This is a genomic window from Prevotella sp. lc2012, from assembly GCF_900107065.1.
Classification (GTDB): Bacteria; Bacteroidota; Bacteroidia; order Bacteroidales; family Bacteroidaceae; genus Prevotella.
The window spans coordinates 922,204-934,981 of the sequence record NZ_FNUF01000001.1 but is presented as its reverse complement, the minus strand read 5'-3'; the positions used below and the strand labels follow the sequence as shown (position 1 = coordinate 934,981).

General features: G+C 53.1%; 8 protein-coding genes and 1 tRNA gene. 3 read left to right on the top strand and 6 right to left on the bottom strand.

Annotated elements, in window-relative coordinates:
• Positions 1–100: 100 nt before the first annotated feature.
• Together BLU99_RS04025 and BLU99_RS04020 are read right to left on the bottom strand one after the other, a co-directional pair.
• Positions 101–2,482: a translocation and assembly module lipoprotein TamL gene (locus BLU99_RS04025; RefSeq protein ID WP_091899856.1), complete on the bottom strand. Its 2,382-nt coding sequence runs from the start codon at positions 2,480–2,482 to the stop codon at positions 101–103.
• A 5-nt stretch (positions 2,483–2,487) separates the two neighbouring features.
• Positions 2,488–7,299, bottom strand: a complete 4,812-nt coding sequence (locus BLU99_RS04020) for a translocation/assembly module TamB domain-containing protein (protein WP_091899855.1) — start codon at positions 7,297–7,299, stop codon at positions 2,488–2,490.
• Positions 7,300–8,270: 971 nt separating this feature from the next.
• Between BLU99_RS04020 and BLU99_RS04015 the strand changes: the two genes are divergently transcribed.
• Positions 8,271–8,885 (top strand): formate/nitrite transporter family protein, encoded by a 615-nt coding sequence (locus BLU99_RS04015; RefSeq protein WP_091899854.1) that lies wholly within the window; start codon positions 8,271–8,273, stop codon positions 8,883–8,885.
• Between the two features lie 176 nt (positions 8,886–9,061).
• A complete protein-coding gene (locus BLU99_RS04010; protein WP_091899853.1) occupies positions 9,062–9,505 on the top strand; it encodes a hypothetical protein in 444 nt (147 codons plus the stop codon).
• A 116-nt stretch (positions 9,506–9,621) separates the two neighbouring features.
• Here the strand turns inward: BLU99_RS04010 and BLU99_RS04005 are convergent, their stop codons facing one another.
• The 3 genes from BLU99_RS04005 to BLU99_RS03995 form a co-directional block, all read right to left on the bottom strand.
• Positions 9,622–10,317 carry an RluA family pseudouridine synthase gene (locus BLU99_RS04005; RefSeq protein ID WP_091899852.1) on the bottom strand — a complete coding sequence of 232 codons (696 nt, stop codon included), beginning with the start codon at positions 10,315–10,317 and terminating at the stop codon, positions 9,622–9,624.
• 4 nt (positions 10,318–10,321) lie between these two features.
• Positions 10,322–11,059: a 3-oxoacyl-[acyl-carrier-protein] reductase gene (fabG, locus tag BLU99_RS04000; protein WP_091899851.1), complete on the bottom strand. Its 738-nt coding sequence runs from the start codon at positions 11,057–11,059 to the stop codon at positions 10,322–10,324.
• Between the two features lie 61 nt (positions 11,060–11,120).
• Entirely contained in the window at positions 11,121–11,714 is a 594-nt protein-coding gene (locus BLU99_RS03995; protein ID WP_091899949.1) for a TetR/AcrR family transcriptional regulator, read from the bottom strand.
• 193 nt (positions 11,715–11,907) lie between these two features.
• Between BLU99_RS03995 and BLU99_RS03990 the strand changes: the two genes are divergently transcribed.
• Positions 11,908–11,980: transfer RNA gene (locus BLU99_RS03990), tRNA-Met, on the top strand.
• A gap of 262 nt (positions 11,981–12,242) precedes the next feature.
• Here BLU99_RS03990 and BLU99_RS03985 read toward each other — a convergent pair.
• Positions 12,243–12,731 carry a lytic transglycosylase domain-containing protein gene (locus BLU99_RS03985; RefSeq protein ID WP_255397431.1) on the bottom strand — a complete coding sequence of 163 codons (489 nt, stop codon included), beginning with the start codon at positions 12,729–12,731 and terminating at the stop codon, positions 12,243–12,245.
• Between the last annotated feature and the right edge of the window lie 47 nt (positions 12,732–12,778).

The window sequence follows — 12,778 nt, the reverse complement described above, 5'->3', positions numbered from 1 at the left end:
TTTTTAAATTGTCTGCAAAGGTACAAAAAAAGCCTCAGATTCCGCAGGTTTTCTCGTACTTTTTTATATTCATTCCGTGTTAATGGGTGAGATATGTCGTTTAGAAAGGATAGCCGATGGCGAAGTGCAGCGTGTGCGCATCTTTGAAGCGGTTGACGTTGAAGTATCCCGACTTGCCCGTATCGTACGGACAGTGCAGGGCCAAGCCCCAGTCAAGACGTATGACGAGGAAGCCCAGGTCGTAGCGCAGGCCGATGCCAGTGCCCAGCGCCATCTCGTCGAGCATCCTGGATGGCTTGAATGCCGTATGCTCGACAGGTGCGCCGTCGGTGTCGTTCTCATCCCATAGCTCGTCGAAGCTCCACACGTTACCTGCATCGAGGAAGACAGCTCCGTTCAGATCACCGAACAGTCTTGTGCGATATTCTAGGTTGGCTACGAACTTGATGTCGCCATTCTGGAAAAGATAGCTGGCCTGTCGCGAGAGCACGCTGCCGTCAAAGGCTCCTGGTCCGATCCTTCGTACGCCGAAGGCGCGAACACTGTTGGCTCCACCTACATAGAAACTCTCACTGAAGGGGGTGTAGTCGCTGTTGCCGTAGGCATAGATCACGCCGGCATTCACGTGTCCCACCAGTTGCGATGTGGTGTTCAGGCTCCAGGTCTTCGACAGATCCGTCTCCAGCTTGACAAACTGTGAGTAGGGCGTCTTGAAGAAGCTCTTTCCCTTCTCGTTAAAGCTGTGACCGCCCGCCATATCCCATAGTGAGACGAGGTTACCCGCCTCTTCGATGGTGGTCTCCCAGCGGATGGGGTGACGCAGGGACGACGGACTGGTATAGGTGTACGAGTATCGCATCTTCGGGATGAAATAGTCCGACATCGAGGCGATGAGGTAGGGGTTGACCTGCATCATGGAGTCGAACTTCTCCGTATGACTGTTCATATACTGGTACTTCACCGTCAGTGGCGACAGCTCGTGCCGACTGCTTGCCGATGGCTGCCAACGGTAGGTCCATTCGCCTGTCACGACGTGCATCTTGTAGTATTTCGGACGGCGCACGATGTCTGTTGATATTTTGGCGTAGGTGACAGGTGTGGTATAGAAACGGTGACGCCGCCGCCTGGTACCGTCAGGTGTACGACTGCCACCAGGGCGCTGACTGCGACGTATCCTGTCGCTGTTGTAGAAGGGGGCGATGATACGCGGGAATTCAATCGACGCATCGGCACCGTATTGATAGCTGCTCATGTCTGATCCGCCGCCACGCTCCCATTCGTAGGCACCGTGCAGGTTGATGTCGAGTTTCTCGCCGGCACGGAAGGCATTGCGTTTCGTGAGACCGATCTTTGCCTCAGGACCGTAGCGGCCACTGGTGCGCCCGATGGCGTTGCCCTCGATATAGAAGTCGTAGGGCTTGTCGAAGACACAACTCAGCCGCAGGTCGAGGGTATCGGTTCCTGGGCGCTGGGTGAACTGGAAATCCGTGCTGCTGAAGACACCTGTGGAGTTGATCTTGCCGACGGACTCCTGGTATCTGTCATAGCTGAACTCCTGACGAGGACGGAGGCGCAGGTCGCGTAACACCACACTGGGACGGATAGGAGAGCGCCGCCCGTTGAAATGGATGGTCAGGAACCGCCGACTGATGGAGTCAGTGAGCGTCTCGCGCATCGACTTGCGGAACAGCACGTCGATCTTGCCGACATACCATCTGTGGAGCACCGCCTCATCCAGTCCGTCGGCCAGCTGGAGCCGCAGCTGTGCCTTGTCTGCGGTAGCAAACGTGTCGGCCAGGTACGAGGTGTAGCTGGGGTTGAAGTAATAGTATCCGTTGTTCCTGAGTAGGGTACTGATACGGTTACGCTCTCCGTCAAGGACCGCCACACTCAATGGTGTGCCCCTGTTGATGAGCCGTTCCTCCCTGGTGGAGTCGATCAGTGCTTGTATCTCGGCGGGGAAATTCGTGTACGCCACCGAGTCGAGCGTAAAGAGGGAGTCGAGTCTGACGGTATAGCCGATCTTGCTTTTCTTCGGGTTCTTCCTTGGTACGGCCTCGTAGCTCACGTGTCCTCTGAAATAGCCGTTGTTGCGGAGAACGGAACTGGCTACCGAGGCTCGAAGGGCGGGGTTCACCTGACTCATCAGGACGGGAGCCTTGCCGAACGATTTCGTCATCCATTTGGCAAAGCCCGACTTCTTGCCTGAGAATTTATTGTAGACCCACAGGTGCCACGACCAGGGCATGGAGATATAGCTGCTGCCGAACAGGGAGCCGTTGGGCTCTGTGGCCAGGGCGGCCTCTACCTCTTCCTTCGTGGTGGTGAGGTGGTCGTCGTAGCTCTTCTCGGCATAGTTCTTCTCATCCTCGTAGACAATCTTTGTCAGGCCTACGAAGAGCTGGTCGTCGTCGGGGATGTTCTTGGTCATCGAACAGGATGCCAGCAGAAGTAGAAGGGGGATATATCTGACTACTTTCATAATTTCTATTTTTTCTTTGCTTCGACGGGCTCAGCAACCGCGGGACGGCGCTTTGCTTCGGCAGGCTCAGCAACCGCCGCGGTCCCTGAGCTTGTCGAAGGGCCAGCGGACGGGCCTACAGACGGCCCAGCGGAAGAACTTGTCGAAGGCCTTACCCTTACACTGTCGCGCTTGCTGGTTGGTTGCCGCATCAGCGTAGGCAAAGACTCTTTCTTCTTGAAATGGAAGATGTCCTTGAAATGATCCAGTTTCCGTCGCCAGATGAAACCACCACCATATTCACCTGTATAACCCTCGAGCCAGTCGTAGACGTTCTGGTTATAGAACAGCTTGATATACTTTGTGGCATCCTGGTTCAGACGATATTCCATACTCACGTTGTCGAAGAACGACTGGTTCTGTCCCATGGCGTCGCTCGATCCTGTCGATACCTTACCGCCTATCTGTAGCTTCAGACGGTTGTTCATGAATCGCTTGGCGAACTTAAAGGAGTAGTCGGTACGTGTACCACCAGAGGCGTCCGTCGAGTTGTCGATGCCCACGCTGAGGTCCAGCGTCTTCAGTGCCGATCCGGCGATGCTGTTGATCTCGCTCTGCAGGAACGAGCTCAGGGCCGAGTTCATCGAGAAGTTACCCGTATTACCGTCGGCCAGGTACATACCTGTAGTGAGCATCGTCACGGCGATCTTTCCGCGTTCCTCCGTCGACATCGTGGCGAGCTCGCTGCTGATGGTGTTATCCTCTGGTGCGTCGATGATGAACTCCAGTCCCATGTCGTTAAGGGTCTTGGTGATGACGACACCACAGTCGAAGGCCACACTGCGGCTCTGTCCGCCCTCGTTGCCGACGGTCGCCTTGGTGCGTTCGGTGGCGGTGATGTTCAGCCTGGGGTTCATCGGGTCGCCAGTGAACTCCACATAACTGCCGTCCTTGATCGCGAAGGTCTTCAGTGGGATGATGGGCAGTGAGTATTTCATCTCTCCGCTCGCCAGGGTGTAGCGACCTGTGAGGTTGATACCCTCGGCATTGTATCTCATGCGCAGGTCTCCGCCTCCCATCAGGTCGACGTAGTTGGTCTGTTCCGTGTTCAGGTTACAGACGATATGAGCGCCCTGCGACACGTTGATGTTCAGGTCGGCATTCAGGCCCGTGGGCACAGGCCGCGTGACGACAACCTGCGTCGTGTCTGAGAAGTCTGTGAACTTCACCAGCTCGTCCATGCGGTTATCTGTTGAGAGCGGTGAGTCGAGTAGCATATAGGTGAGGTCGGTGGTGCCGAGCACGTCGAGTCGTCCACGCATGCTCAACTCCTCCAATGGTCCCTGCATCCGGGCGTAGAAATTGACGAATGCCTTGCCATAGGCAATCGACTTCGCCTCTTGCCGTGCGTTGATCAGCAGCAGGTTGCGTGCCTGCATCCTCATGTCCATGGCGATGTGCTCGGTATCCGAGAAGTCGATGTTGCCCATCAGGTTCAGCGGCTCGTCATTATAGGCATAGAGACCGAAGTTCTCCAACAGCAGATGGCTGCCCACGATGCGTACAGGGTCGTTGTCGAAGCGCATGCGGATACCGTAGGGGATGCTGACGAGATAGGCCTCGTCGACATACACCTCACCGTTTACGTCGGGATGGGTGGTGGTACCTTTGATGGTCAGCGTGCCCTCGCCGTAGCCCTCAAGACCCACCAGCTGGTCGGGCACGAAACCGTTGGCCAGGGAGAGTGGCATACGGGTCATCGTGAAGGTGGCGTCGATCTTGCCGTCGTCGCCTGTCGTGGGTGCCTGGTAGATACCGCTGAGTAAGCCGAACTCCTCATCGTCGAGCATCAGACGGGCCTCGACGGCATGGGTGTCGTCTTCCTTCATCAGATACACCAGTTCGGTGCTGATGTTTCCGATGGGCGAGCCCTCGTAGGTCATGTCGTAGACGGCCATGTCGGAAACCACGGAGATATGCTCTTGTTGGTCTATCAGGATATGATAGTCGCCATGTAGCTTACCTGTGACCTTCGGCAGATAGGGCACCACCGAGGATATCTCGCCCAGGTCGAGACGGTTCACCGAGAGTGTCAGGTCTTGCAGCATCGATGCGTCCTGGTTTGCCGTGTAGAGCTTCAGACCCGTCTTGTCGTCGGCTATCAGGTCGACCTTCGCCTGTATCTTCTTGTCGCTGCCCAGGAAGATGAAATTGTCCTCGTTCAGGTTGAACTCCTTATAGCCGAGTGTCGGTCGTTCGGGCAGCAGTTTGAAGCGGATACCGCCATCCTCCATCTCTGCCGTAGCACCGACTCGTACGCCCAGCTTGCCGTGGTCGTCGTAGTAGCGTACACCTGCCAGGGCACCGTGCTCATGGATGTGTCCGTCGATAAGGGCATTGAACACGAACTGTGGGTTCCGGCGGTTGTTACGTATCTGTCCCTGATAGGTCAGCTTGTCGCCTTTCTGTGTGAGGTCCAGGCGGATGGTGTCGATGCGGATACTGTCGTAGTTGAGCGAGTAGAGGTGGCTCTTGCCGTTGATGCCCGTCTCGGGCGAGCTGGCCATGTCAACGCACAGCTCCTTGAAGTCGATATTGTTGATGTTCAGCAGATTGACAATAGGATTGTCGCGCTTGCTCTCCACATGGAGCTTCATGGTGGGCAGTAGCCGTTTGATGGCTTGTTGGTCGATGACCTTCTGGTTGTATTGCGCCATGACGGAGTCGGCGAGGGTGGTCATCTGTCTGAGCAGTCGCTCGTAGCCGCCTTTGGCATCGAGCTTCACGATGAGGTCGCCGCTCTGTGCCCGTACATAAGTCGTGTCTGTTGTGGTGCTCACCAGCAGTCCCATGTCCTCTGGACGGTAGGTCTTCTTGTCGTCTTGGATATAAAGCTCGCTGATGAGGCCGTTCACGTGATGCGTCTCCTTCATGTCCGAGGTGATGTCCAGATGCCCGCACATGCCGATGGTGAGTGGCTTGTCCATGAGTCGCATGCGGAAGAGATCGGCCTTGGCCAGGTCGGCGCTCACTGTGCCGTCGAACTTCTTGGTGCTGAGCAGGGCATCGATGCCTACCGTACCGTCGAAGAGCTCGTTATGTCCCGTGACGTTCACCCGTCCTCGGCCGTTCTGCAGATGGGCCTGGGCAGAGAGGTTCTTCAGGTTCCAACTGCCGTATTGTATCTGGCGCACGGTGGTGCTGGCTGTCAGACGACTGCGACTGGACAGGAAGTCGGTGCCGTAGCCCTTCGCCTTGATGTCGGCGGATACTGTATAGATGGAGTCCTTGGGCATGAAATGATGCACGTTCAGACTGTTGATGCTGATCTGGGCATCGTAGCTCATCAGGTCGACCGCCATCTCTCCTTTCTTGTTGAGCGGGATCTGTGCCGATCCCTTCATGCTCACGCTCCCTTTCCCCTCACGCGCCACGAGGTCGGTGGTGTATCGTGTGCCGTCGGCCTTCAGTGTGCCGTCGAGTGTGATGCCATAAGGTATGCGGTAGTTGCCCGACAGCTTGGGGTCAACCAGCGTTGTGACGAAATTGAGGTCCTGTGCTTGGGCGTTCATACGGAGGTCGGCCTTCAGCCGGCTCATGTCCGTCAGGTTCTCTGCCTTGCCGTTGAGGGTGAGGTGGAGCGCAGTGGGCAGTGAGATGTCCAGTCCTGTGAAGGTCATCTGCTGCATGTTCCCGTCTACCGATCCCTTGACGACGAGTGGGTGGTTGGGATACCGTTCCACGAATTTCTGCGGCATGTCACCCAGGAAACGCATGATGTCCTGTTTTCCCAGCTGACCGTTCAGACGGAGATGCATCTTCCCCGGGTTCTGGATGTCGGCCACGTTGAAGTCGACGTCGGCCTCCGCGAAGATGTCAGAGTCGGGTGTGCGCATCGTCATGCCCTGCAGACGAATGTTGCTGAACGACGGGTCGAGGCGCACACCACCCGTGGCATCCGTGATCTCCAGGCCGCTCTTCTCTTTCATGGCGGCATGACGGATCAGCAGTGAGGTGCCCTCTGGTGAGTAACTGATGGAGTCGATGTCGAGTGCGAGATGACTCATGTCGATGTGGTTGTAGTCGAGCCCCTTGACCTCTGGCTGGTAACGGTCGTCGTAGGTGAGACGGCCTTCGTGCCAACTGAGACTGCCCACACGGTAGATGCCGCGTCCCAGGTCGATGTCGGCCTGACGGGCGACGGCCTGGCCGAGGGTGATACCCATATTCAGCGTGTCGCCAGGCATGTGGATCGTCAGGTCGCTGTGTGAGGCACAGATGGAGTCGGCGTTGATAATCCATTTCATGGCCGACTCTGTGGTGTCTACGGCTGCCGTGTCGCTTAGGGCGATGTCGAGGCGTGCACCCGACAGACGGGCACCGTTGATCTCTGCCGTCTCCTTATTGAGGTCGATGCCCTTCGACGACAGTCGCAGTTCGTCGAGCTCGCCCTTGACACGCAGGTCGCTGATAAAGCCGTTGGTGTTGATCTTAGCCTGCTGGAATGCCAGCTCCTTGATGATCACCTGTTTCTTCAGCAACGGCAGGAGACGGATGTCGACCACCAACCTGCGCACGTCGGCAATGGTGTCTCTCACCTGTGGCAGTGAGTCGTTCTGCTTGATGGCACGGAATCCGTCGATACCAAGGTCGAGCGGAAAGGCCAGACGGACATGGTCTATGGTGATCTCCATGCCTGTCTTCTCCGAGGCGATGGCTGCCGCTTTCTTCACCGCCCAGTTCTGTACTGGCGGCAGATAGAGCAATACGGCGAGTATGATGAACAGTAGAAGGGGAGTGATTACCGCTATCCCGAACCACTTAAGAGTCTTCTTCATTCGTTTCTAATGGTCGATGGTGCAAAAGTACAATATTTCTTTGAAATAACACGTCAACTTTAGATATTTTCACTTGTTTTTTCGTATCTTGACCAGATGTGAGTATTTGCGGGGGCGAAAATGTCATCTGATTGATTTCTTGCTGCAAAATTACGAATAATCGCGCCAATCACCAAGCATTTTCCTTGTGCGAATTCAGTTGTTGCACGTTATTGCATGTTATGGCATGTTATGCCCCATAGTTCTATGCGTTTTGCCCCCTCTCTCAGACCTCGCCATATGCCGCCGTAGGTCGTTCCTTCCTACGGAGGTAGGTCGCTTCTTCCAACGAAAGTAGGTCGTTCCTTCCTACGGAAGTAGGCTGCGCCTTCCTATGGAAGTAAATAAAATTTGTCAGGTGCTCGGCCGATCCTGAACGCCCCGTATTCAGGGCGTTTCAGCGCCCTCGGGGTTTCCTCCGTGGAAAGGCCGACTTTCCTCCGATGAAACTCCTGTTTTCCTCCGAGCAAACCGTGCCGTTGCTGGGAGCCTGCTGTAGTCTTACCTTCGGATGCGTTGGCTGTGTAAATTTATTCTATCAATATTCGCTTTGCTGAGGCCTTGGACATTTTGGACAATTGGACAATTGGACAATTGGACAAAAAGTTTTTTTCTTTGTCGAAACCAAGACAAAGAAAAGAAATAATTAATATATTATATTATATTAATTATATTATATATTATAATATATAATATAATTAAATTATTGTCATTAGTACCGTCGATTCCAATCAAATTTTAGTTTTGTCCAATTGTCCAATTGTCCAATGTCCAATACGTCAGTTTTGCACTATCATATAAAATGTTAAATATTTTCTCTTGTTTTTGCGTAACTCTGCGGTCGTTCGACCGCGAAGTTACTTGCACTCGGCATAAAAAATAAGTGAACTTATTTTGTTCTGCGCTCGTTTTTTCGTAACTTTGTAACCATTATGAAGAAAGTGAGTTTATTACAGGAGATTTTTCCTTTGGCAATTCTTGCAGGTATCTGTATTTCAATTGGTTGCGTGGTGAACCTGCGCGTGGGTGGCGTGGCTGGTGCGGTGCTGTTCGCCTTCGGACTGACCACCGTGGTGTACTATGGACTGAAGCTCTATACGGGTACGGCTGGATTCATCCGTCGTCAGGGCGACTGGGCGATGCTGACGGTCGTTCTGTTGGGTAATATCGTGGGATGCCTGCTCTCGGCATGGCTCATCGCTTATGCTCAGCCCGACTGCGTAGAGCCGGCCTCGAAGATCCTTGCTGGCAGGTTGGCAAAGGGACCGTGGGCGTGCTTCTTGCTGGCCATCGGCTGCGGATTTATTATGACAACGGCGGTGGAGTTCGCCCGCAAGGGGAAAATGCTGCCACTCGTGCTCGGTGTGCCTGTGTTCATACTCTGTGGCTTCGCGCACTCCATCGCGGATGCTTTCTATTTCCTGGTGTCTCCTGCCGAACAGGTGGTGCAGGGGTCTGTATTGGTGGTGTATGTGTCTGAGGTGCTCGGCAACTTTGTCGGCTGTAACCTCTATCGCTGGACGCTCTTTTTCTCGCCTAAACCTTGATATAATAGCATCGTCTTCTTTGCTCTGCTGCCTGATGGGGCAGTAGGGGAATCCCTCGTATCTTTAGGGGAAATCCTCCTCCGTTTTAGGAACATTCCTTTTGAAACGGAGCAGGATGTGTGTATCTTTGCATCAACAAAAGCAAATTAAAGTATAACCATTTAAACTCAACGATTATGAAGAAGATGATGATTCTGAGCATGCTGATGACGATAGCCATCACTGCCAATGCTTTAACACGTACCGAGGCCAGGCATGAGGCAAAGTATATGACGGATAAGATGACACATGAGCTCCATCTGATGCCAGCACAGTATCACGCAGTCTATGACATCAACTTCGACTATCTGCGCAGTGTCAATCATCATAGCAATGCCTATGGAAAGAGCTGGAAACACCGTAACCGCATGCTACGCAGAGTGCTCACGGCCTCACAGTACGACAGGTATATCCGTCTGTCTCACTTCTATCGTCCGATGCCGAAGCCCGCACCGATGCCGAAGCCCGCACCGATGCCGAAGAGGCACGCTCCGCATCATCGCCATCATCCTGCACCCCATCATACGCATGCGTCACTGGTGGTACACGGCTCGAACGGTCATGTGAGCATTCACTTCTGACTTGCAATAATCCATATATGCCCGATGTGCATATCGGGACCGTTAAAGGGAATTCCAGAAATGGAATTCTCTTTTTTTTGTTTATGAATGTAATTGACAATATTAATGTCCGCGTGTCAGCGGTTCGCTGGGACGAGGGCCTGCCAGAGCGGGTCTTGGGGGATGGGGGCGTCGACAATGATCGGCGCTTTGGATACGGGATGGATGAACTCCACGCGGCGTGACATCAGGGAGATGCTGCCGTCAGGATTGCTTCGTGGGGCTCCGTACTTGAGGTCGCCCTTGATGGGACAGCCCATGGCTGCCAACTGACAGCGTATCTGATGGTGGCGGCCTGTCATCAGGTTCACCTCCAGAAGTGTGTAATTGTCTGACTGTCCGATGGTTCTGTACTTTAGAATGGCTTTCTTGGCATTAGGTTTCTCATGGTCGTAGGCATAACTCTTGTTCTGCTTCTCGTTACGTACGAGCCAGTGGGTGAGCGTATGCCATTCTCCTGTATCCTGGCTTCTGGTTCCTGTCTCTTTCTTCACAATCGCCCAGTAGGTCTTGTGCACTTCTCCCTCGACGAACATCTTGTTGAGGCGTGTGAGGGCCTTGGAGGTACGGGCAAAGATGACCAGTCCGCTGACGGGACGGTCGAGACGATGCACCACGCCGAGGAAAACGGCTCCTGGCTTCTGGTACTTTTCTTTGATATAATCTTTTACAATATCAGAGAGGGGGCGATCGCCAGTCTTATCGCCCTGGACGATCTCCCCACTCTGTTTGTTGACAATGATAATATGGTTGTCTTCGTAAACGACCTCCATAATCCTACATGTTCATACCACCGTCGACCTGAATCACCTGACCGCTGACATAGCTTGAGAGGTCGGATGCCAGGAACGTAGCCACGTTGGCGATATCCTCAACCTGTCCACCACGGCGCAGGGGAATCTTGTTGATCCATTCCTTGCGGATGTCATCTGGCAGAGCCTGAGTCATGGCTGTGTCGATGAAGCCTGGGGCGATGGCGTTGGCACGGATACCCTTCGGACCCATCTCCTGACCAATACTCTTGGCGAGGGCAATCAGACCGGCCTTGGAGGCGGCGTAGTTGGCCTGACCAGCATTTCCGTGAACACCTACGACAGAGGCCATGTTGATGATCGAACCGCCACGCTGACGCATCATCACGGGGATGCAGGCGTGGATGAAGTTAAAAGCAGACTTCAGGTTGACGGCGATGACGGCGTCCCACTGCTGCTCTGTCATGCGGAGCATCAGACCGTCTTTCGTGATTCCTGCGTTGTTCACCAGGATATCGATGCTTCCAAACTCTTCCTTTACGGCCTTGACCACCTCTTCTGTCTGTGCGAAATCGGCAGCGTTGGATGCGTAGCTCTTGGCCTTGACGCCCTTGGCGGCAATTTCCTTCTCCGTCTCCTCGTTAACGGCGAGGTCGGTGAATGCGATGTTCGCGCCTTCTTCGGCAAACTTCAGTGCGATAGCTTTTCCGATACCGCGTGCAGCTCCTGTGATCAGGGCTGTCTTACCTTCTAGTAATCCCATAATTATTCTTTAGTTCTTTTAATGGTTATAATGTTTATAATGTTTATTCTTAATATGGTTTTTATTTCTTCTGGAACTTTCCAAGTGCTCCGTAGACGACCTTGGCTACCTGAGGCTTGGTGTCTTCCTCTTTCATGCCATGCGCGATGCGCCCATATATATAAGGTACCTCGAGACCCTTGATACAATAGTGGGTGATGTCGGCCACGAGCTCCACATTGTCGATGTCGAACTCACCGTCTTCCTTGCCTTCGGTGTAAACCTTGCGGAAGAGCTCTATCTCGGCATCGTCGAAATGCTTGCGCACCTTCTCGACCATCCAGATGTTACGGAAGAACTCGGCACGCAGGTTGCCGTTGCGCACCACTGTCTCACGAATCATGCTCAGATGGGTGTAGATCAGCTCGATGATCTTGTCCTGAGGACGGATCTTGCGGGCTGCCACCTCGTCGAGCTTGTCGCTCAGGCGCTCCAGCTCACTCTCGATGACAGCATAGTAGATCTCTTCTTTCGACTTAAAATAGGTATATAATGTACGACGCCCCTTGCCTGATTGCAAGGCAATGTCGTTCATCGTCGTATTCTCCAGTCCGTTCATGGCGAACAACTGGCGTGCTACGTCTACCAGTTTTTGTCTTGTCTTGGATATGGACATATTTTTTTCCTCCTTGCTTTTGTGGAATTGCACACGGCAATTATAATGTGCAAAAGTAAAGGATTTCTTTGAAATGAACAAAGAAAAGGACGTGAAAAGTTATAAAAACAATGTTTTTTCAAAAAAATGGCCTAATTATTTGGTTAGCTCGAAAAATAGTTGTACCTTTGCACCCGCTTAAGAAAAACAACATCGCGGAGTGGAGCAGTTGGTAGCTCGCCAGGCTCATAACCTGGAGGTCGCACGTTCGAATCCTGCCTCCGCAACTACGGAACCCGACAGTAGTCGGGTTTCTTTCGTTTACGGAGGATTCGACCGTGTTCCCGGTCGACGTTCTTTGACCAAGGTCAAAGCGTTTGCAAGCAAACGATTACGAATCCTGCCTCCGCAACAATGAAGTCCGAATGCTCGGACTTCTTTTTTTTGCTCCGTCTGGTTCTCACGTGCTCCCGTATGGGCAAAAATAAAATCCGGTCGCCAAGTTTGTACCTTGGCAACCGGATTTGTATAGTTCTTGAAATAGATAGCTTACTTCATCTTTCTCATAACCTTCTGATAGTAACGTTCGGTCGCGCGGACGCTATAACGCACTCCTCCGTTCCAGGAGCGAATAGCCTTTTCAATGCTATTCTCAGGGTTATAATGCTGTTGAATTAACAGGAACATCTCCTTCGACTTGGCGACGCTGTAACGGTCGGCCATCGTGAAACGCTTACTACTCTTCCTCCTTTTCAGAATATCATTGCAATCTCTCACAAGAATCGGAGTAATCTGCATAGCGCCTACAGAGTTTCCACTCACGGCGTTGGGATTTCCTTCGCTTTCTACTTGAATAATCGCATCCATTACTGGATTCCAGTTGACGCTTGATGTTTTGCTGCTCTTGGCGACACTCTTGACGCTTGTCTTATTTGGAGAAGTAGCGTTCTCTGTGGTGCGGTCTGAAGCCGAAGCTGTCGTGGTGACCAATGCCAGAGCCATCAAGCTCACACTAACCTTTTTAAATATTTGAATCATATCTCTATACTTTAGGCGGAAACTCATCGCGAGTACCGCGTTATCCT